Below are 20,833 nucleotides of genomic sequence, written 5' to 3'. Positions count from 1 at the left end.
GACAAGGAGCCTGAAAAGTGTGCTTCGGGGGCGGTCTTCGCAGGTCGGGGCCGACAGGACGAGAGCTCGGGCATCTGCGATAGTCGCAGGGTGAGCCGCCGTCCCACCCGCTCGTCCAGGCGTTCCCGAAAGACCGGATCCCGCAAGATCGAGCGGAAGGGACGCAGCCCGATTCCCCGTCGCCGGCGCCACCCCACCCTCGTCGACCGGCCCACCGTCGTCTCGGCGGGGGCCCTGTGCTGGCGCCCCCGCACCCCCCACACCCCCGGCAGCCTGGTGAGCGACCCGAACGACATCGAGGTCCTCCTGGTACGCAGCGCACGCTGGGGTGACTGGTCGTGGCCGAAAGGCAAGATCGAGCCCGGCGAGAGCCTGCCCGAGTGTGCCGTGCGGGAGGTGACCGAGGAGACCGGCGTGCGTCCGCTGCTCGGGCGTGCTCTGCCCTCGGTCGACTACGTGCTGCCCGACGGGCGGGACAAGACCGTTCACTACTGGAGTGCCACCGCCGGCCCGCAGACCCTCCGCACGGCCGGCGCCGACGAGATCGACGACGTGGCCTGGCTGCCGGTGTCGCAGGCCCGGGCCCGGCTGACCCGTCCGGGCGATCTACCGCCCCTGGAAGCGCTGATCGAGCACGCCGCGGCCGGGGTGCTGCACACCCGGGCCCTGGTGGTGCTGCGCCACGCCAAGGCCCGCGCCCGGGCCCACTGGCCGGGGACCGAGGCCGACCGGCCGCTCACGTCGGTGGGCCGCTCCCAGGCCAACGCGCTGCCCGGCCTGCTCGGGGTCTGGAACCCGGACGTGCTGCTGACCTCGCCGTGGGCGCGCTGCATGCTCACGCTGGCGCCCTACCTGCGCGAACGCAACGGGGCCGATGACCCGTACGCCGGGGTCGAGGTGCTGCCGCTGCTGTCGGAGCAGGGCCTGCGCAACGACCCGCACCGGGTGCCCGAACTGCTGCGCTCGATCCTGGCTGCGGACTTCGCCTCCGGGAGCTCACTGGTCTGCACCCACCGGCCGGTGCTGGCCGCGGTCATGACCACGCTGGCCGAAGCCTGCACGCCGCCGGCCCGGGCCGGGATGCCGGAGGCGAACCCCTGGCTGGGCACCGGTGAGGCTCTGGTCGCACACGTCGCGACGGCGGGGCGGATCGTGGCGGTCGAGCGCTTCCGGGGCGCGGTCCGGCGTTCCTGAGAAGCCACCCAAAATGAAGGACGCGGTCGGGCACCCGGGGTGCCCGACCGCGTCCTTCATCGGACGGTGCCCTACGACATCAGGTCGGCGGCCTTGATGTAGCCGCTGTCGACGAGCAGAGTCTTGTAGTTCGTCTTGTCGACGGCCACCGGGTAGAGCAGGTACGTCGGGACCTTCTTGACCCCGTTGTCGTACGTGGTGGTGTCGTTGACGATCGGGTCGGTGCCGGTCAGCAGTGCGTTGCCCTGCTGCACGGCGACCTTCGCCAGTTCCCGGGTGTCCTTGAAGATCGTCGCGGTCTGCTCACCGTCGATGATCGACTTCACCGAGGGCAGCTCGGCGTCCTGGCCCGAGGTGATCGGCCAGGGCTTGGCTTCCGTGCCGTAACCGTCGGCCTTGAGCGCCTTGATGATGCCGATCGTCTCGCCGTCGTAGGGCGACAGCACGGCATCGACGTCCTCGGAACCGTAGTAGGTGCGGAGGATCTTCTTCATCCGGGCCTCGGCCAGATCGCCGCTGTACAGGTCGATGGCGGTCTGGGCGAAGCGGTTCTGGCCGCTCTTCACCACGAGCTGGCCGCTGCTGATGTACTTGCGCAGCACGCTCATGCTGCCGTTCCAGAACGACTTGGCGTTGGCGTCCCCGGAGTGACCGGCGAACAGCTCGACGGTGAACGGGCCGCTGTCTGCCTTCTTCAGCCCCAGCTTCTCCACGATCAGGTTGGCCTGCATGACGCCGACCCGGGTGTTGTCGAACGTGGCCTGGTAGTCGATGTTCGGGGTGTTGGTGAGCAGACGGTCGTAGGCGATGATCTTGATCTTCTTGGCCGCCGCCTTGGCGAGCACGTCGGTCATCGAGCTACCGTCGATCGCCGTGATCACCAGCAGGTCCACGTTCTCGTCGACCATGGCCTGGACCTGCTTGATCTGCTGCTCCGCCTTGTCGGCGCCGTACTTCACGTCAACCTTGTAGCCCATCGCCTTAAACTGGCTCGCCATGGCGCTACCGTCACCGGCCCACCGGTCGGAGGTCTCGTTCGGCAGCGAGATACCGACCTTGGCGCCGACATTCGCGTACACGCTGTCGGCCGGCACCTCGTCCGAGCCACAGGCCGCGAGCGTGAACGCCAGACCGGCGGTCACCAGACCAGCCAGGACCTTGCGTAACAATCTTCCTCCTCGTTCAGCCACGGGTACGGTTCTTCGCCCGGGCCAGAATGCGGCGCAGCAGGGTCAGCACCACGGCCTTGACCTGCTCGCGATCACGCGCGTCGACAGCGACCACCGGAACGTCGGGGTCGACGTTCACCGCGTGCCGCACCTGATCGAGGGTCAGGGACTCACGGCCGGCGAAGGTGTTGACCGCCACCACGTAGGGCAGCTGGATGTTCTCGAAGTAGTCGAGCGCGACGAAGCACTCCTCCATCCGGCTGGGGTCGACCAGCACCACGCCGCCCAGGGCGCCCTCGGCCAGGTCGTTCCACATGAAGCCGAACCGGTCCTGGCCCGGCGTGCCGAACATGTAGAGGATGATGCTCTCGTCGATCGTGATGCGGCCGAAGTCCATGGCCACCGTGGTGGTGGTCTTCTGGCTGCCGACACCCGCGTCGTCCACACCGATCGATGCCGACGTCATCGGCGCCTCGGTGCTCAGCGGGTCGATCTCGGAGAGCGCGCCGACCGTGGTGGTCTTGCCCACGCCGAAGCCACCGGAGATCAGGATCTTCACCGGGATCGGAGGGCGTTTGCCCCCGTCGGGCTGGCCCCCCGCCACATTTCTGGTCTCAGAGTGCAGAGACACCGTGAATCAACCTCTCGATGAAGGCGACGTCGTCCGCCAGGGACTTCGACGTCGCGGACCGCTGGAGAACGCCGGCCGCGACCAGGTCTCCGGCAAGCACCTGGACCACCCCGATCGGCAGGCCGATGTAGGCGGCCACCTCGGCCACCGCGAGTGCCCTGTCGCACGTGCGCACGATCATCGCCATCTCCGGCGACCAGGCGTTGTTGGGAACAGCGCCCGGGTCGCGGATCAGCAGGGTCTCGATACCGATGCCGGCGGCGCCGCCGCCGGTACGGCCACCGGTGATCAGGTACGGGCGGTTGTGACCGCCTGGGGTCTCGTCCACCGGCTCGGGCGCGAACCCGTGATCGGCCTCGGACCGGATGACCCGGCCGAGGAACGGCCGGCCGAAGCTCTCCTGCTCCTCGTTGAGCCCGTCGTAGTCGCTCACCGCGCCAGGTTCGCCTTGAGCTCGGAGATCAGTTCGGGCGTCAGCAGGGCACCGACCCGCTCGACCAGCATGGCGGTCTCGTAACCGACCAGACCGAGGTCGCACTGCTGGGAGGTGACGACACCCAGGCAGGCGCGGCCGTTGATCATCGAGCAGAGCAGGTAACCACCGGAGAACTCGATGATGACCTGGGTCAGGCCGCCCTTGTTCAGCAGGTGGCTGGCGCTCTGGGCGAGCGTGGTCAGGCCGGAGACCGTGGCCCCCAGCTTGTCCGCGTCACCGCGGTCCATCCGCACCGACATGGCCATCAGCAGACCGTCGGAGGAGACTCCGATGATCTGCTCGACGCCGGCGGTCTCGCGGACGAAGTTGTCGAGCATCCAGCTGACGTTCTGGGCGGCGGGGCTCAGGACTGCCGTCGCGCCGTATCCGTTCGGGCTCATTCGTTGCTCCCCATGGTCTCTTCATCTCCTGCGTTGGGCCGGCCCGTCTCACGGGTGGCCCGGGTGGTGCCGGCCTGCAGGCCCGACAGCTGACGGCCGATACCCGCGGCGTCGCGGGGCAGGCCGCGGAAGGCGCCGCCGGCGCCGGTGTCGAGTTCGGAGAGCTGCGCGCCCCGGACCCGGCGGACCGGGGCGGTGGGCGGCGGCGGGTTCTGGGGGGCCGGCTCACCGGTGGGGCCGGCCTCCCGGCGTGCGGCCGCCACCCCTGACTGAAGCGAAGACATCTGCGACCTCACGCGATTCGGATCGACGGTGCTGTTCTGGGACTCTCCCGGAGTCCCGGCCCCGAGCTCCCCGAGCTGCGCGCCCCGCACCCGGCGCACCGGGATCGGGTTCTGCGAGCCGGCGGGGGTCTGCGCGGTGGCCGGGGGCCGGTCGTTCTGGTGAGCGGCCTGGTCGTTACCACGACGGGCCGCGGCGACTCCGGACTGCAGCGAGGACATCTGCGACCTCGCGAGTTCAGGATCAACTGCGCGCGGGGTCTGATCGCGCAGGTTCGAGCCGAGATCGCCCAGCTGGGCCCCGCGGACCCGCCGGGACGGGTTCTGCGGGTTCTGCGACGCCGACGAGAGGCCGGAGGGCAGTCCGGCCGGAGCCGGAAGGTTCGGCGAGGAGCCCGAGGTCAGCTGTGGGCGTTGCGGCATGTGTCCTTGGGCCGGGGCGCCGACGGGCGCGGACGACCCTCCCGGAAAGGGCTGGACCACGCCCCCGCCGGCCGGTTTCGGGGACTGGCGCCCGGCCGGGGCCGCGGTGGGCGTACGCCGGGGCGTGGGGGCCAGGGCGGGGGCCGGGGGTTCGGACACGTCGGTCTTCTTGCTGGGCGCGGGGCTCAGCATCGGGACGTCGGTGACCTCGTGGAAGTTCGTCGGCAGCTTCGCATCGCTGATGACCGAACCGGGCACGAGAACCTGCGCGGTGAGGCCGACCTGGTCGGACGGCAGCAGCTGCACGACCATGTCACGACGGGCGGCGATCCGGCCGACCACGTGCAGGCCCAGCACCTTCGCGTCCGGCCGGCGCTGGCCGGCGTGGGCGATCCGGTCGTTCGCCGCGTCCAGCTCCTCCTCGGTCATACCGAGGCCGGAGTCGATGACGTCGAACTGGTAACCGCTGGGGATGAGCCGTCCGACCACCTGCACCTGACGCTCCCGGGGGGAGAACCGGGTGCCGTTCTCCAGCAGCTCCGCGAGCATGTGCGTGAGGTCGGCCGCGACCGAACCCGCCACCTTGGCGTGGTCCATGTGGTGCACGGTGACCCGGTTGTACTCCTCGATCTCGGAGAGCGAGGCGCGCACCACGTCTTGCATGGCGATCGGGTGCGACCAGGTACGGGTCTGCTTGGCACCGGCGAGGACCAGCAGCGATTCGGCGTTCCGCCGGATACGGGTGGTCAGGTGGTCCAGACGGAACAGGCGGTCCAGGGACGAGGGGTTGCTCTCGTCCCGCTCCAGCTCGGTGACGTAACCGAGCATACGAGTCATCAGGCTCTGGTTACGGCGACCCAGGTTGACCAGGGTCTCCGCGTTGGCCTGCTCGTTACGCCGCTGCTCCAGGGCCAGGCCGACGGCGCTGTCCTGCAGGGTGCTCAGGGCGCCGGCCAGTTCGGCGAGCTCGTCGCGGGTGTTGACCTGGAACCGCGGGAGGCTCGGCGCGGGTGCCTCCGCCGGCAGGTCGTTGATCTCCGCCACGACCTTGGGCAGACGGTCGTTGGCGACTGCGAGGGCGGCGTTGGTCAGCGAGCGCACCGGGCGCACGATGCCCCGCACCACCACGACGGCGAAGCCGGTCGCGAGCAGCAGGAGCAGCACGCCACCGATGTAGATGAGGCGCAGACGGCTCGAGGTGGAGTCGTTCTGCTGCTGGATCAGTTCCTGGGCGGACCGGGTGCGGTAGTCGGCGATGACGTTGACCAGGTCGTTCGGGAACTGCTCGAGGCCCTCGGCCGAGGTGCTGACCTCGTCGACAGCCTGGTAGCGAGAGGCGACGAAGGCGTTCAGCGCGGCGGTGTACTGGATACCGACGGCCTTGTGCGACGACTGGAACTCCTCCAGCGACGTCTTCAGCCGCGGGTCCTCCGGCCCGACGTTCTTGAGCAGCTCGTCGTTGAGCCCGTTCACCGTGTCGACGTGCTCGTCGTACACACCCTTGAGACGCTTGTAGTCATCGGCGGTCCGGGCCTGCAGCAAGATCTGCTGGAAGGCGGTCACCTGCTGCCCGAAGGCCACCAGCATCGTGCGGGAGGTCTCACGCTGCTGGATGTTGCCGTCGATCAGGTCCTTGTACTCCCGGGAGGTGGACGAGAGCTGGGCCGAGAGGACGAGAATCGTGACCAGTACCGCCGCCAGGAGAGCACCGACCAGCAGGCCGAGCTTCTGTGCGATCTTCATCGATGTGGACTCCTGTGGCGCTTGGCGTGCGCGCAGTAGGGCGTTGCTGCGGAGGTGCCGGCTGTCAGTCCGGGCGGGAGACGGGGTGTTTCGGCTGGGGGCGTTTCGGCTTCCGGGACGTTCGGTCCGTCACTGGTCAGGGGGTGGGCTCGCCCATCCCCTCCCAGAGCAGTGCGGCCAGGTCGGAGACCACCAGGTCTTCCGAGCTCGCGCCCGGCATCGCATCGGTGATCTTGCTGGGGATCAGGTCGATGGGCTCGGTGACCGGCCCCATCGCCTGCGGCACGAGCGAACCGCGGATCACCTGACGGCCCTCGGCCATCGGCTGGGACACCATCGGCTGCGGGACGGGCGGCGAGACCGGCTGGGCAGCCGGTTCCGGGAGCTGGGCGGGCAGCTGCGCGCCGCCGTAGGGCACGTCCAGCTCGACGACCTCGACCTTGACCTCGCCGTGCAACTGCTGGATGCGCACCCCGAGAGGAGCGCCGGGCAGCGTGAGGACGATGTCGAAAGTGGTACGGCGGGCCGCAAGGCCGGCCAGGGAGGCGAGAGACGCACGGAACGAGCCGTCGAAGTCGAACTGCTCGACTGTCATCCCCGCCCGCGAGGCGATGAGTTCAACCTGCTCGCGGATGGCGAGTTCGAGATCTCTGACCCGGTCGAGACGCTGCTGCATCATCTGGCGCCGGCCGATCAAATCACTGGCCACCGGGGTCTTCCCTCACCATCTTCGCTGATCCATCCTTCCGGAACGGCTGTAACAGTTACCTGGAGCAAACGAATCCAGCCCACCGCGGCGAAAGCACACGCCTAGAGCAAGGTTCTAGTCGCAGAGGATAATTACCACCGAAAGGGATGCAGCGTACCGCGATTGCACTATTTGTTGTAGCAAGGTAAGTGCCGTCCAAGCCCGTTCGCAAGGGCCCTAATTAGTGCAACTCTTGGTCAGGAAGTCTTTACGTTCAGTAGTTTTCGCTAATAAAGCGGACATTTAGGCTTCTCTTGAATGCATTTCAATGGCTTATTGCGGTCGTTCAAACACACCGAGTGACAAGCAAGCGCGCAGCAGAGTGTTACGACTTGCTGACGATTGATGATCGATACCCAACCGGTCGGCCGAGGGGATTCCCCCGGTCCCGGCGACGCAAAACCGACACTTGTCGCAATGAAAGCGCTTCGGGATGCAGCGCCCAGCCTATAGCACTCCCCCACCTTCCCGGTACATCGACAAAACAGAGGACGGCACCGGCCTCGCGGCCCGGCACCGTCCTTTTGTTACAGCGACAGAAAGATCAGACGATCACCCGAAGCGGCCCGAGATGTAGTCCTCGGTGGCCTTCTCCGTGGGGTTGCTGAAGATCTTGTCGGTGTCGTTGATCTCGACCAGGCGGCCGGGCTTGCCGGTAGCGGCGAGGTTGAAGAAGGCCGTGCGGTCACTGACGCGGGCGGCCTGCTGCATGTTGTGGGTGACGATCACGATCGTGTACTCGGTCTTCAGCTCGTTGATCAGGTCCTCGACGGCCATGGTCGAGATCGGGTCGAGCGCCGAGCAGGGCTCGTCCATGAGCAGCACCTGCGGCTGGACGGCGATCGCGCGGGCGATGCACAGACGCTGCTGCTGACCGCCGGAGAGACCGGCTCCGGGCTTGGCCAGACGGTCCTTGACCTCGTTCCACAGGTTGGCGCCGCGCAGCGACTTCTCCACCCGCTCCGCCAGCACCTTCTTGCGCTTCTCACCGTTCAGGCGCAGACCCGCGGCGACGTTGTCGAAGATCGACATGGTCGGGAACGGGTTCGGGCGCTGGAACACCATGCCGACGGTGCGGCGCACGGCCACCGGGTCGACCTCCTTGGCGTACAGGTCGCGGCCGTTGAGCTGGACGCTGCCCTCGACCCGGCCCCCCGGGATCACCTCGTGCATGCGGTTGAGCGTGCGCAGGAACGTGGACTTGCCGCAGCCGGAGGGGCCGATGAAGGCCGTGACCGTGCGGGGGTCGACAGCCATCGAGACGCCCTCGACGGCCTTGAACGAGCTGTAGTAGACGTTCAGGTCTTTGACATCGATGCGCTGGGCCATCGGATGCACTCCCTTGCTGTCCGGGCTTCGGGGAGAGCCCGGGTACGGATGGTGGATGACGGGCGATGGCCCTAGCGGCTGACCTTGCTGCGGCGGGCGATGACGCGACCGGCGATGTTGAGCACCATCACCAGCACGATCAGCGTGAGCGCGGCGGCCCAGACCCGGTTCAGGGCAGGGGCGTAGGACTCGACCCGGTCCTGGTTGATCATCGTCGGCAGAGCGGCCATGAACCCGCCGAAGAGGTCGGTGTTGATCGACTTCGAGTACGGGCCGAGGATCAGCAGCGGCGCGGTCTCACCCATGATGCGGGCCAGGCCCAGCAGCACGCCGGTGACGATGCCGCTGAAGGAGGTCGGCAGCACGATCTTGAAGATCGTCTTCCACTTCGGCACGCCGAGCGCGTACGACGCCTCGCGCAGCTCGTTCGGGACGAGCTTCAGCATCTCCTCGGTGGAGCGCACCACGACCGGGATCATCAGCAGCACCAGGGCCAGGCAGACCGCGAAGCCGACCCGCTCCAGACCGAAGGTGGTCACCCAGACCGCGTAGATGAACAGCGCGGCCACGATCGAGGGGATACCGGTGAGGATGTCGACCATGAAGCTGACCGTGCGGGCCAGCTTTCCCCGGCCGTATTCGACCAGGTAGATCGCGGTGAAGACCGCGATCGGGACTGCGATGACCGCCGTGACGACCGCCTGTAGCAACGTGCCGATGATGGCGTGGTAGGCGCCGCCGCCCGCGACCCGGGCGACGATGCCGCGCTGGGAGTTCGTCCACCAGTGGGGGTCGAACAGCAGGCCGGCACCCCGGTCGATGACCGTGTAGAGGATCCAGACCAGCGGAATGATCGCGATACCGAAGGCGGTCCAGACCGCGACCGTGGCGAGCTTGTCCTTGACGGCCCGAGAAGCGCTCGGCTTGTCGATCGGGGAAGCCGGAGCGGGGGACAGGGTGTCTTGCGTCAGCGCGCTCACTCGGAGAAGGCCTTCCTGCGCTCGATGATGATCCGGGCCGCTGCATTGACCAGGAAGGTGAGGACGAACAGCACCAGCCCGGCGGCGATGTAGGCACCGGCCTTGGTCGAGGAGCCCAGCTCACCCGCGTTGTTCGCGATCTTCGAGGCGAAGGTCTCGCCACCGGAGAACAGGGAGAAGCGGAACGCGCCGGGGTTAGTGCTGACGATGATCGTGACCGCGATGGTCTCACCCAGCGCGCGGCCCAGGCCGAGCATCGCGGCGGAGATGACGCCCGGCGTCCCGAACGGGATGACGGCGGTGCGGATCATCTCCCAGCGGGTGGCGCCCAGAGCCAGGGCGGCTTCCTTGTGGGTCGCGGGCGTCTGGGCGAAGACCTCACGGGAGATGGCGGTCACGATCGGCAGGATCATGATCGCCAGCACGATCGAGGCCAGGAACACCGTGCCGAGAGAGACCGGCTCCTCGAGCAGTTTCGTCCAGCCGAAGTAGTCGGCCAGCCAGTTCTGCACGGGCTCCACGTACTCCCGGAAGACGAAGAAGCCCCAGAGGCCGTAGACGATCGAGGGCACGGCGGCCAGCAGGTCGACCAGGTAGCCGAACGGCGCGGCCAGCCGGGCCGGCGCGTACTGGGTGAGGAAGAGCGCCACCAGGATCGCGATCGGCACCGCAATGAGCATGGCGACCAGGGACGAGACAACGGTGACGTACAGCAGGTCGGGAATGCCGAACCGCAGTTCGCTGTCGTTCACCTCCCAGACCCGGTCGAAAAGGAAGTTGGCCTTGTTGTCGAGCAGAGCCGGAATGGCCTGGCTGAGCAGGAACACCGCGACGGCGACGACCAGGACGATGATGAAGACGCCGGAGCCGGTGGCCAGCCCGCTGAAGATGCGGTCGCCGCGCCTACCGGTGGAAGCTGAGTCGCCGGATGGCTCGGCGTCGAGCTCGGAATGGCCGGTGATGGTGGACATCCGTGGATCCTCGGGGCTAGAGGGCTTTCGGGACTGGGTGGAGGGAAGCCGGACCGACTCCATCGGCTCTGGCTCCCACCCGGGTGAACGAACTGCAGCCCCGTGTCCCCGATGCCGCCCCTCACGGGACGGGACCGGGAGCCACGGGGCGTCGGTCTTTGCTGTTGCTGCAGACCCTAGAGGGTCAGGAGATGGCGTCGATCGCGGTGTTCACCTTGGTCTGGATCTCGGCGGGGAGCGGCGCGTAGCCGGCCTCCTGGAGACCCGTCTGGGTGTCGGCGCTCGCGAAGTGCTTCAGGAAAGCCTTCAGCAGCGTCGTCTTGTCGGCGTCCAGGCCCTTCGAGCAGACGATCTCGTACGTCACCAGGACGATCGGGTAGGTACCCGCGGTTTGGGTGGCGTAGTCGAGCTTCAGCTTGAGGTCGTTGCCCTCACCGGCGACCTCGGCCGCGGTCAGGGCCGCGCCCGCACTCTCACCGGTCAGCTCGACGGCGCCCGCACCGTTGTCGATCTTGGCGACACCCAGGTTGTTGGAGGTCGCGTAGCTCCACTCGGCGTAGGTGATGCCACCCTCGACGCTCTTCACGCCCTGGGCCACACCGTCGGACTTGGCGCGACCCTCGCCGACCTTGCCCGGCCACACCTTCGACGGCTCAGCGGTCCAGGCCTTCGGGGCGGAACCGGACAGGTACTTCTGGAAGTTCTCGGTGGTGCCGGACTCGTCCGAGCGGAAGAACACGGAGATCGCGGTGGAGGGGAGCGTGACGCCCTCGTTGATCGCGGCGATCTTGGGGTCGTTCCAGGTCTTGATCTCACCGAGGAAGATCTCGGAGGCGACATCGGGGGTGAGGGTCAGGCCCTCGACACCGGGAAGGTTGTAGGCAATGGCGATGGGGCCGGCCACCAGCGGAAGGTTCCACGCCGGGTTGCCGCCACAGCGCTCGGCGGCGGCGTCGGCCTCGACCACGCCGTCCACGGCCTCGGTCTTCAGGGCCGAGTCGGAACCGGCGAAGTCGACCTGCTTGGCGATGAAGTTCTTGACACCGTCGCCCGAGCCGGTCGGGTTGTAGTTGACCGTGGCGTCCGGGTTGTCGTCACCGAAGGTGGAGATGACCTCTTCGATGGCGTTCTTCTGGGCGGAGGAGCCCTCACCGTTCAGCGTGCCGCTGACCGAGGTGCCGGTCTCGTCGGAGCCGCTGCTGCCGGTGCTGTTGTCATCCGAGCCACAGGCGGTCAGCGCGAGGGCGCCTGCCAGCGCCACACTGGTGAGCGCGACGTGCTTGGAGAGCTTCAAAGGGATTCCCTTTCATGGAGCCGGGAACGAAGCCCAGCCAGTTCTGCAGGCGCTGCGATGGGCGCGGCGCCGGGGCACGGTTGGATGCCCGCCACAGACGGTAGGGAGCGGAAGTGAAGCGATCTGCGGTCGATGGTTAACGGGCACCAAACGAACCCTCGACATCAGGCAAAGAGGTCTAGACCACACGGCGACTTCCAAGTGAACGACACTCGGAAAGGCTAGATCCTGAGCACGCTGCGTCACTCATTCGGCTGCTCTCGACCGGCTGGTGCCCGTTTGGGCCCCCTCCGGCCAGTGTTTCGACTGCGGAGAGTGGAGATCACAGACGGATGTCATGCGTGACCGGTTCGTAATGATCTTGAGGATTGCCCGCCCCGACGGTTATCGAGCGTGAGGTCCGGCCGCAAAAGAGCGATCGGCGCCGGCCCCTTGAAGGGGACGGCGCCGATCATGTGCACGTCTCGGGACGCCGGACCGGGAGCACCTCACGGTGCAACGGCCGCTCTAGGCGGCTTCAAATGGGACCCGGGGCTACCGCAGTCCGACGCCCGGTGAGACCCCGAAGGGCGTCACGAGATCTATTAACTCATGACGGGGCGCCCGCTGTTCCCCCGGCGGGCCGGTTTCGCCCCGCTTGGTCAGCTCAGTTCTCCGTTGCGCCACATCTTGGCCGCCAGCTCCAATTCGGTGCCGGTGCGGGCCAGGTCACCGGCCGAGCGGGTGAGGCTGTGGTCGTCAGCGTTCAGGCGCAGGTCGGCCTGCACGGCCCAGCCGGTGGCCACCACATGGCAGAAGGCGGCGGCCCGCTCCAGCGCGTCGGCCAGGTCACCGGTGAAGGCACCGCCGAGGATCGCGTCGGACATGTCCTGCACTTCGGCCGGCCCCGGCGGATCGGCTACCCCGGCTACCGCCTCGTGCACCGGCGCCCGGTGGCGCCCCTCGTCGAAGGCCCGGGCCAGGCCCACCGGGTCGCGGCGGATGCCCGCCTGGAGCGCGTAGATCCGCCAGAGCGCACCGGGAAGGCTCTGCGCGGGGCGGGCGGCCCACAGCTCCGCGATCTCGTCGAGACCGTAGATGTCGGCCAGCGCGACGATGCGGGCCGTCGCGTCCGGGTCATTGCTGCTGCGGGCGTGGTCGACCAGAGCCGCGGCCGTGCGGTGAGCTGCCTCGATCCGCTGGGCCGGGTCAGGACCACCCTGGAACGTGTCCATCACCGCCGGGCCGAAGAAGGCCGGGCGCCGGGGACGGTAGCCACCTGAGGTCATTCGGGTCATGCTTCCACCGCTCGCGCTCTCGTGCAGCCCACGACCGACGCAACGAAGTTCACACCGCCGGAACCGACCGAATGCGCACCGTTGCGGAATACCCCTCCCGGCCCACGTCCACAGCCTTCTGAACAGCGAAAAGGCCGGCATCCGCACGACGCGGGCACCGGCCTCTCCCCGAAGATCAGGCGCTCGGAACTCTCTCTGATTCCTGTTCCCGTGCGTCCCGTACGTCCTCCTGTGTAGTGCTCTCCCGGGCCGAACGGTCCGGTGCGATCTGCCGGGAGGACGAGGTGCTGGACGGAGCGGTGGCGTCACCCGACGATGCGGTACCGGTCTCGGCGGCATGCACCCCCGCGGTGGCGGTCGGCGAGGTGATCGGGTTCGGCCAGGACCTGGAGGGCCGATCATCCGAGGCCAGTTCTACGGAGACGGCCGCCGGGGTCGGCTCAGGAACGGTCCGCTGCACCGGCATGGTCGTGGACTCCGGCATGGCGGAGATGTCGGGCGTGGCCACGGCCGGGGACCAGGCCTCCTTCGCCGTCGTGTTCGCGGTGGTCGTGCCTGGACCGGTCGACGAGGCCGTGCTCGACCGCTTGACGACCGTCCCGGACGAGGCCGAGCGCTGGGCAACCGTCCCGGCCGAGGCCGACCTCTTCGCGACGGTTGCTGGCCTGGACAACCGCTTCGCTACCGTCCCGACCGAGGCCGACCTCTTCGCAACCGTCCCGGCCGAAGCTGACCTCTTGGCAACCGTCCCGGCCGAGGCCGGTGTGGCGGTGGATGACTTCACCGACGGACGACCGGTGCTCGCGTCCTTCGTGGCCGGACCCGTGGCGTCGGTCTTGCGCGGAGCAGGACGTGCGGCGTCGGTCTTTCTGGCAACAGTCGTCACCGCCGAACGGGATGAGGCAGTCTTCCCGGCCGTGCTCCTGGCGGTCCGACTCGCAGCGCCGGTGGCCCTTCCGCCGCCGGTCTTCATCGCCGAACGGGATGAAGAGGGCTTCCCGGCCGTAGCCTGGGTGGCCTGACCCGTGGTGGCTGTTTTCCTGGTAGCCGTCTTCCTCGTCGGGGCCTTCGCGACAGAACCCGTGGTAGTCGTCCTCTTTGTCGCGGTCCTGACCGCCGGACTCGTCGTGACCGACTTCGTGACAGCTGCTTGAGCGGATCGTTGCGCGGTGGCGGTCTTCCCCGCTGCTGTCTTCGCAGCCGGACGCGCCGGGGCCGACTTCCTCACCGGCCCTTTCGTGGCCGGACGAGTGGCGGATGTCTTCCTCGTCGCCATCTTGGCGGCCGGACGCGTCGCGGGCATCTTCTTCGCCGTCGCCGTCTTGGCGGCCGGACGCGATGTGACCGTCTTGCCGGCCGCCGCTGTCGCCGTCGAACGCGTGGTCCTCTGGGCCGACGCACGCGGGGTAGACGTCCTCGCCGCTACGCGTGGAGCGGCGGTCTTCCGGGCCGCAGGAGTCCGTGCAGCCGTCCTCGTTGCCGGCGTCTTCGCTGCCGGACGAGTCGTGGCGGTCTCCCTCACGACGGTCTTCGTCGCAGCTCGCGTCGCAGTGGTCTTTCTCAGCGCGGTCTTCGTTGCCGCGGTCTTCGCTGCGGCCGTCTTCGCTGCCGCCGACTTCGCTGCCGCCGACTTCGCTGCCGGACGAGTCGTGGCGGTCTTCCTCACGACGGTCTTCGTCGCAGCTCGCGTCGCAGTGGTCTTTCTCGGCGCGGTCTTCGCTGCCGAGCCGGGGGTGCTCCTCGCCGTCGCCGGGGCGGCCGGGCGCGTGCTCGCTGTCTTCCGCGTCGTCGCCGGACGCGTACTCGCCGTCTTGCGCGTCGCCGCCGGACGCGCGCCCGCTGCATTCCGCGTAGTCGTCACCGCGGGACGAGTGGTCGCTGCCTTCCGCGTGGTCGGCTTCGTGGCTGACGGCTTCGCCGCCGAACGCGGCGTGACCGTCTTCTTCGCAGCAGCCTTGGAGACGGTCTTCTTGACCGCTGCCTGCTTGACGGGACGGGTGCTTGCTGCCTTACGAGCGGTCGGGCTAGCGGCCGTCGCGGTCCTCTTCGCCGTCGCAGCCTTCGTCGCCGTCTTCTTCGCCGTCTTCGTTGCCGTCGCGGCCTTCGTTGCGGTCTTCTTCGCCGTCGCAGCCTTCGTCGCCGTCTTCTTCGCCGTCTTCGTTGCCGTCGCGGTCTTCGTTGCGGTCTTCTTCGCCGTTGCCGTCTTCTTCGCCGTCGCTGCCCTGCCCGCAGACGTCTTGACAACCGAACGCGTAGTGGCAGTGGCCTTCTTCGTCGCCGGCGCCTTGCTCCCCGGCCTGGCCGTCGTGGTCTTCGCGGCCGAGCGCGCCGTCGTCGCTTTCTTCGCAGCTGTGGTCGCTGGCGCGGGCGCGGCCGTGGTGGCCGCTGCCTTGCGGGTCGTGGTCCTGGGGGTGACGGCCCGGCGGGTGGATGTCGCACCCGATGCGGTCGTCCGGCGCGAGGTGGTCGTCGTGCGAGCAGTCTTCTTCGCGGCAACCGGCCGGGTGGCCGGGCGCGGGGTGGAGGTCTTCTTCGCCGCCGGGCGGGCCGTGCTCCGCGGGGTGGCGGCCGACTTCGCCGCGGCCACAGCTCGCTTCGGGGTGGAGGTGCGCTTCGGCACCGGCCGGGCGACCCGGTCGCCGGCCGGCTTCGTCGCCGCAGTGGTGTTATTCGAGGGCACTGTGCCTCCTGGGTGGTATCCGGGCGTTCATCCGGATTCTGCGTGGCTTGAGCGACATGACGTCGCGCCACTACATCGGCGGCTTGACAAGCCGCTTTAACCCGTTCGGGAGATGTTTCAGCTCGTGATGTCTTTGCGATCGAAGTGCCACCAGGCCCAGGCGAGCAGCACCGCGCTGTACCCGATCGACCAAAGTGCGCCTCTCACCATGGCATTCCAGATCAGTTCGGAACTGAGGACGTCGGTCCAGGCAAGGGAGTAGTGGGTGGGCAGGAAACGCCGCCAGTCGCCGAGAGCCGTGATGGAGTCAAGGATGTTGGAGAGGATCACCAGCATCACGGCACCGCCCACGGCACCCAGCGGAGCATCCGTGTAGACCCCGACGAGGAAGGCGAGCGCGGCCACGAACAGCAGGGACACCGCGATGTAGCCGACCGCGATCGCCAGTCGCACAGCCAGTTCCGAGCCCTCGATGGTTCCGCCGAGCGGGGTCTTCAGGGGTGACCAGCCGTAGAAGACCCCACCGACGAGATAGGTCACGGCGGGCAGCAGCACCAGGGCGAAGAGGCAATACCCCAGCGCCACCGTGAGTTTCCGGCGCAGCAGCACGGAACGGGGTACGGGGACGGCCAGCAGGTAGCGCAGGCTCGACCAGCTCGCCTCGCTGGCCACGGTGTCGCCGGCGAACAGGGCCACGATCACGACGAGCAGGAAGCCCGAGCTGACGAACAGCGTGAAGACCGTGAAGTTCGCGGCGCCACTGGTGGCCAGGTCGACGAGGGCGGTCTGCGGGTTGCCGTTGCCGGGCTCACCGAAACTGAAGGCGGCGACCAGGATGAACGGCAGCACGACGAGGAAACCGAGCGAGATCTGGGTGCGCCGCCGGGTGAGCTGACGCCGGGCCTCGACCCGCAGGCCGAGGGTGCGCCGGGCGCTGTAACCCGGTGCGGAACCGTCGGGTGACACCACATCTGAGGGCGGGGGCAGGTGCTCCAGCCCTTCCGAATGACCGGTCGCGGGCATCAGGCCTCCTCCCCCACCAGAGCCAGGAACGTCTCTTCCAGGCCGCGCGACGGCGCCACCCGGGAGACCGCGACCCCGGCCAGCACCAGGTCCCGCACCAGGTCGGCGCGAGCCTGCAGGTCGGCGCGCACGACGAGAACTCCGTCGACGACGCGGACCTCGTCCACCCCCGCGACCGCCTTCGCTACCTCGGCCCCCTTCAACAGCGAGTCCACCTCGACCGTGACCGACGCGCCGTCACCGACCAACTCGTCCACGCGTCCGTGGGCCACCAGCCGCCCGGCGGCCATGACGACCACGTGACTGCACGACTGCTCGACCTCGGCGAGCAGGTGGCTGGACACCACCACGGTGCGTCCGGTGGCCGCGTAACGGCCGAGCACCTCGCGCATCTCGCGGATCTGCGGCGGATCGAGCCCGTTCGTGGGCTCGTCGAGCACCAGCAGGTCGGGCAGGCCGAGCATGGCCTGGGCGATGGCCAGCCGCTGCCGCATGCCCTGGCTGTAGGTGCGCACCTTGCGGTCCACGTCGTCGCCCAGACCGGCGATCTCCAGCGCCACCTCGAGGTACGGATCGGCCGTGCGCCCCGTGGAACGCCAGTACAGGGACAGGTTGTCGCGGCCCGACAGGTGCGGCAGGAATCCCGGGCCCTCGATGAACGAACCCAGCCGCGACAGCACCGGAGCCCCGGGCCGCACCTCGTGGCCGAAGATCCGGATACGCCCCTCCGAGGGCAGGATCAGGCCCATCAGCATGCGCAGTGTGGTCGTCTTACCGGCGCCGTTCGGGCCGAGAAGCCCCAGTACCTGGCCCCGTTCGACCCGGAAACTCAGGTCGCTGACCGCGCGGAACCCGTCACCGTAGGCCTTGCCCAGCCCCTCGATCGCGATGGGTGTGTCGGTCAGTGTCCCGTCGGGTTTCCCACTGAGTTTGCGTCGATGGAGGACGAGGAACAGCAGCAGGATCAGGGCCACCCCACCGGCCACACCGATCACGCCGCCCCAGGGCACCGCCGAACCGGCGTCGGTCACCGTGAACCGGGCCTGCGGGATCGTCAGCATCCCGTCGCCGGCCAGGGACACCCGATACAGGCGCGCTTCCTGGGGCATGGCGTAGGCCTGATCGGTGGTACTCAGCACCACCCGAAGCCGGTGGCCGGCCGGGATGTCCCGCACCACCGAGGGCAGGTCGATCGTCACATCCTGAGTCGAGCCGGCGCCGAGTCCGGTCACCCGGATCGGCGCGACGAGCTGCGAGGGAAGAGTGGTGCCGCCGTCCTCGTCCACGTCGACGACCGAGGCGAACAGGGTGGCTTCCTTCGCGGACGAGGCGATGCCGACCGTCACCCGGGGCGAGCCGGTGACGGTGAGGGCCCGGGTCAGCGGCTCGGTCTGGAACGTCGCCGACTCACCGGGCAGAGCGTTCAGGTTGAGGGAAGAACCGGTCGACCCCAGCGCACTCAGCAACGCCCCGGCTCCCGGCAGCGAGGTGATGGCCGCGGGCGTCGCACCGGGCGGGGCCAGGGCGAACTGACCGGCGCCACTCAGCTTCAGCTGGGTGAGCGGGGCGCTGCTCTCCCGGACCCGACCCGACGCGTCCCGTGAGGGCACCCCCGGTGCCAGCGTCGACGTCCTCAATTGGGAGGTAGGTGCGGTGGTGTCGGAGGCGAGCGCACCGGAGGCCACCTCGACCTGAAAACCGGGTGTGCCGGCGAGCGAACCCCCCGAGAGCGCGGAGTCGAGGAAATCGGCCACGACGGGGCGCAGTGGTTCGGTGTCGAAGCCCGCGTCGTGCCCGCCGGTGTCCCAGTACAGCTTCACGTCGCCACCCGCCGCCGCGATGGCCCGGGCGTTCGCGTCGGCCTCGGAGAGCGGGAACAGGGAGTCCTGCTGCCCCTGGATCAGCAGCGACGGGACGGTGATCTTCGAGGCGACCCGCGCCGGGCTGGACTTCCCGAGCAGGTCGAGCAGGTCGGCCGTGGGCTCGCCGGTGGTCGCGGTCTGCACGTAGCCTTGGCAGAGGTCTTCGGCCAGGCGCCCGCACAGGGCCTGCTGGGTGTCGCCCTCGGCGAGGTTCTTCAGCTGGTCGGCCGACGGTGTGGTGCCCAGGGAACCCCCGGATCCGATCAGCGTGGAGCCGAGCAGCGAGGCCGTCCACTGCTTCTTGAAGACGCCGGTCCCGCCGGTTTTCGTGGGCTGTGGGAACAGGGCCTGCCGCAGGTCGTTCCAGGTGATCATCGGGACGATCGCGTCGACCCGGTCGTCGGTGCCCGCGAGCATCAGGGCCAGCGCGCCGCCGTAGGAGGCACCGACCACGCCGACCACCGGGTCACCGCTGCGGTCGGTCTGCACCTCAGGACGCCCGGCGAGCTGGTCGAGCATCCGCTGCCCGTCCTTCACCTCGTAGTCCGGGCTGTCGAGGTGGATCAGCCCGCCGGAGGAACCCATCCCGCGAGCGCTGTAGGTGAGCACCACGTAGCCACGCTCGGCGAGGTCTTCGGCATCACTCACGACGCTGGCCTTGCTCCCGCCGAAACCGTGGGCGAGCAGCACCGCGGGGGCCGGGGTGCGTTCGGGCAGATAGAGCGTGGCGTCCAGGTCGACCGGGTCACCGTCGCTCTCGGGGGTGCCGCTGACCTGGAGGTTCTGCTGCGTGAAGCCGGCCTCGGAGGAACCGGCGCGGGCCCCGGCGAACCAGATGGCGAGCACCACCACCAAGAGCAGCGGCAGCAGGATCCGGCGGGAGCGTAATCGGGCGGCCAACCGGGACTCCTGCTCCTACGGGTATGGATGCAGAGCCAAACTACGGCACGGGCCGCCGGCCGCGAGGCCGACGACCCGTACGGGGTACCGCAGGTCAGGGCGTGCTCTGCTCCTGCACCTGGGCGTCGGCACCGGCGTCACCGGTGTCGGCGCTGCCGTCAGCACTACCGTCGGCGCTGCCGTCGGTGGGGGCGTCGGTGCTCTGCGTCTGGTCGGTCGGCTGCACGTCGCCGCTACCCGTGTCGGGAGCGGTGTCGGTGGCGGTCGGCGCCACCGTCTCGGTCGGCGCCACGGTCTCGGTCGGGACCACCGTCTCGCTGTCGGTCGCGGTCGGCGCGGCGGACTCGGTCGGGGTGACGGCCTCACTGGGGGTAGCGGACTCGGTCGGGGTGGAGGTGTCGTCGTCCGTGCTGTCGCTGTTCACGAACTTGCTGATCGTGGTGGTGCCTTTCTTACCACCCGAAAGCGGTCGATCGATAGCGGTTTCCGTACCCTGAATGACGACCAGGGCGATCAGGAAGCCGGCCAGGGAGATTCCGGTCAGCAGGAAACCCGGCTTTTTCCACCAGATTTGCTCCTGCGGCTCAGCCCGGCGGGCACTCGCGCGACCGGCAGCACCCGACGCCCGGTAGGTCTGGGAGCGGTGTTCGGCCTGCGGCTGATAAGCCCCCTGCACGCGCGTGTGCTGCTGGTACGACGGGTTGCCACCCGCGCCGGTGACCGGCGGCATCATCCGCGTAGCATCGTCGCCGACCGGGTTCATCACCTGGGTCTCGTCGTTGATCGGCACCTGCATGTGCTCGACGTCGACGTGACGGGTGTCTTCGGAACCCACCCGGTTCAGCGAGTCGGCGACCGGCAGCCCCGCCGGGCCGTTCATCCGGTGAATGCTCTCGGCCTGTGGCATGTCACCCGGGAATCGCTGCACGACAACGGCAGTCGTGGTCGCGACGACCTTGTGCGCCTTACCCAGAGTGTCGCTGTAGAAAGCACCGGCCACCGTCGACACGACGGACCCGAACGCGGCGCCCGCGATGGTGCCACCGACCCCGAAGTACGAGGCGGCGATGGCGGAGGTCACCGCAGCACCCGCACTGGCGCTGACCTGGATGACGTTGACGGGGAGCTTGGGCTTCTTCGGTTCTTCGGTCTCGCCGACCGGCCCGGGATCCCGCCCGTGATGAGCGGTCGTCGATCCGTGGTCACCGGCGCTTCGCGGCGGATACTGTCTGTCGGTCATTGATCTCCGGTCTTACGCAGTCGGCCAGCGAACAGTTTCTCCCATTCGATACCCGCCGCGCGAACCGGAACGCCCATTATTCGCCAGTTTTCAGCAAAGTCTCAGCGTTACAGTGATTTACGACAAAGATCAGAGCCCGCCGAACGCCCCTCGCCGGGAGCTTCGCGAACCCCTCGGATGCGACCCGGGACCTACCGTGATCAGGCCGGACC

The 20,833-nt window shown here is 68.6% G+C and carries 17 protein-coding genes; 3 read left to right on the top strand and 14 right to left on the bottom strand.

Features of this window, described 5'->3' with window-relative positions; translation table 11 throughout:
• Nucleotides 1-90: 90 nt before the first annotated feature.
• Entirely contained in the window at nt 91-1,194 is a 1,104-nt protein-coding gene (locus tag QSK05_RS04125; RefSeq protein ID WP_285594047.1) for an NUDIX hydrolase, read from the top strand.
• Between the two features lie 71 nt (nt 1,195-1,265).
• On the opposite strand, the gene QSK05_RS04120 is transcribed toward QSK05_RS04125, so the two are convergent.
• From QSK05_RS04120 to QSK05_RS04070, 11 genes are all read right to left on the bottom strand, one after another.
• Nucleotides 1,266-2,363, bottom strand: a complete 1,098-nt coding sequence (locus QSK05_RS04120; protein ID WP_285594046.1) for a substrate-binding domain-containing protein — start codon at nt 2,361-2,363, stop codon at nt 1,266-1,268.
• Nucleotides 2,364-2,376: 13 nt separating this feature from the next.
• Entirely contained in the window at nt 2,377-2,994 is a 618-nt protein-coding gene (locus QSK05_RS04115) for a GTP-binding protein (RefSeq protein ID WP_285594044.1), read from the bottom strand.
• Entirely contained in the window at nt 2,978-3,427 is a 450-nt protein-coding gene (locus QSK05_RS04110; protein ID WP_231487172.1) for a DUF742 domain-containing protein, read from the bottom strand. The genes QSK05_RS04115 and QSK05_RS04110 overlap by 17 nt, the downstream gene beginning before the upstream one ends.
• Entirely contained in the window at nt 3,424-3,870 is a 447-nt protein-coding gene (locus QSK05_RS04105; RefSeq protein WP_231487171.1) for a roadblock/LC7 domain-containing protein, read from the bottom strand. The genes QSK05_RS04110 and QSK05_RS04105 overlap by 4 nt, the downstream gene beginning before the upstream one ends.
• Nucleotides 3,867-6,317 (bottom strand): ATP-binding protein, encoded by a 2,451-nt coding sequence (locus QSK05_RS04100; RefSeq protein ID WP_285594041.1) that lies wholly within the window; start codon nt 6,315-6,317, stop codon nt 3,867-3,869. The genes QSK05_RS04105 and QSK05_RS04100 overlap by 4 nt, the downstream gene beginning before the upstream one ends.
• A 136-nt stretch (nt 6,318-6,453) precedes the next feature.
• Nucleotides 6,454-7,026: a ferredoxin reductase domain-containing protein gene (locus QSK05_RS04095; RefSeq protein ID WP_285594039.1), complete on the bottom strand. Its 573-nt coding sequence runs from the start codon at nt 7,024-7,026 to the stop codon at nt 6,454-6,456.
• Between the two features lie 591 nt (nt 7,027-7,617).
• Nucleotides 7,618-8,394, bottom strand: a complete 777-nt coding sequence (gene pstB / locus QSK05_RS04090) for a phosphate ABC transporter ATP-binding protein PstB (RefSeq protein WP_231487168.1) — start codon at nt 8,392-8,394, stop codon at nt 7,618-7,620.
• Between the two features lie 71 nt (nt 8,395-8,465).
• Complete coding sequence (pstA, locus tag QSK05_RS04085; RefSeq protein ID WP_352300243.1) at nt 8,466-9,365, bottom strand: phosphate ABC transporter permease PstA; 900 nt, start codon at nt 9,363-9,365, stop codon at nt 8,466-8,468.
• Nucleotides 9,366-9,370: 5 nt separating this feature from the next.
• Nucleotides 9,371-10,345 carry a phosphate ABC transporter permease subunit PstC gene (pstC, locus tag QSK05_RS04080; protein ID WP_285594036.1) on the bottom strand — a complete coding sequence of 325 codons (975 nt, stop codon included), beginning with the start codon at nt 10,343-10,345 and terminating at the stop codon, nt 9,371-9,373.
• Between the two features lie 184 nt (nt 10,346-10,529).
• Nucleotides 10,530-11,639 carry a phosphate ABC transporter substrate-binding protein PstS gene (gene pstS / locus QSK05_RS04075; RefSeq protein WP_285594034.1) on the bottom strand — a complete coding sequence of 370 codons (1,110 nt, stop codon included), beginning with the start codon at nt 11,637-11,639 and terminating at the stop codon, nt 10,530-10,532.
• A 641-nt stretch (nt 11,640-12,280) separates the two neighbouring features.
• On the bottom strand, nt 12,281-12,916 hold the full coding sequence (locus tag QSK05_RS04070) for a hypothetical protein (protein WP_285594032.1): 636 nt from the start codon (nt 12,914-12,916) through the stop codon (nt 12,281-12,283).
• A gap of 284 nt (nt 12,917-13,200) precedes the next feature.
• Here QSK05_RS04070 and QSK05_RS04065 point away from each other — a divergent pair, with 284 nt between their 5' ends.
• The gene (locus tag QSK05_RS04065) at nt 13,201-13,938 is read left to right on the top strand and encodes a hypothetical protein (RefSeq protein WP_285594030.1); all 738 of its coding nucleotides are present in this window, start codon (nt 13,201-13,203) and stop codon (nt 13,936-13,938) included.
• A gap of 147 nt (nt 13,939-14,085) precedes the next feature.
• Complete coding sequence (locus tag QSK05_RS04060; protein ID WP_285594028.1) at nt 14,086-15,696, top strand: hypothetical protein; 1,611 nt, start codon at nt 14,086-14,088, stop codon at nt 15,694-15,696.
• A 17-nt stretch (nt 15,697-15,713) separates the two neighbouring features.
• Here QSK05_RS04060 and QSK05_RS04055 read toward each other — a convergent pair whose 3' ends face one another.
• The 3 genes from QSK05_RS04055 to QSK05_RS04045 form a co-directional block, all read right to left on the bottom strand.
• Nucleotides 15,714-16,619, bottom strand: coding sequence for an ABC transporter permease (locus QSK05_RS04055; RefSeq protein ID WP_285594026.1), 906 nt, complete (start codon nt 16,617-16,619; stop codon nt 15,714-15,716).
• Nucleotides 16,619-19,381, bottom strand: a complete 2,763-nt coding sequence (locus tag QSK05_RS04050; protein ID WP_285594024.1) for an alpha/beta fold hydrolase — start codon at nt 19,379-19,381, stop codon at nt 16,619-16,621. Before QSK05_RS04050 ends, QSK05_RS04055 begins: the two co-directional genes overlap by 1 nt.
• A gap of 94 nt (nt 19,382-19,475) precedes the next feature.
• Nucleotides 19,476-20,621: a RodZ family helix-turn-helix domain-containing protein gene (locus QSK05_RS04045; RefSeq protein WP_285594022.1), complete on the bottom strand. Its 1,146-nt coding sequence runs from the start codon at nt 20,619-20,621 to the stop codon at nt 19,476-19,478.
• Nucleotides 20,622-20,833 lie beyond the last annotated feature (212 nt).

The organism is Kineosporia sp. NBRC 101731 (assembly GCF_030269305.1).
In the GTDB taxonomy this organism is placed as follows: Bacteria; Actinomycetota; Actinomycetes; order Actinomycetales; family Kineosporiaceae; genus Kineosporia.
The sequence above is the reverse complement of the archived record's forward strand: the minus strand, read 5'-3'. Positions and strand labels throughout refer to the sequence as shown.

Bases quoted from the DNA above. Each gene is read 5' to 3' on its own strand.
- QSK05_RS04105 (WP_231487171.1), bottom strand. From the start codon at position 3,870: ATGAGCCCGAACGGATACGGCGCGACGGCAGTCCTGAGCCCCGCCGCC.
- pstB (WP_231487168.1), bottom strand. From the start codon at position 8,394: ATGGCCCAGCGCATCGATGTCAAAGACCTGAACGTCTACTACAGCTCG.
- QSK05_RS04055 (WP_285594026.1), bottom strand. From the start codon at position 16,619: ATGCCCGCGACCGGTCATTCGGAAGGGCTGGAGCACCTGCCCCCGCCC.
- QSK05_RS04100 (WP_285594041.1), bottom strand. From the start codon at position 6,317: ATGAAGATCGCACAGAAGCTCGGCCTGCTGGTCGGTGCTCTCCTGGCG.
- QSK05_RS04045 (WP_285594022.1), bottom strand. From the start codon at position 20,621: ATGACCGACAGACAGTATCCGCCGCGAAGCGCCGGTGACCACGGATCG.
- pstC (WP_285594036.1), bottom strand. From the start codon at position 10,345: ATGTCCACCATCACCGGCCATTCCGAGCTCGACGCCGAGCCATCCGGC.
- QSK05_RS04070 (WP_285594032.1), bottom strand. From the start codon at position 12,916: ATGACCCGAATGACCTCAGGTGGCTACCGTCCCCGGCGCCCGGCCTTC.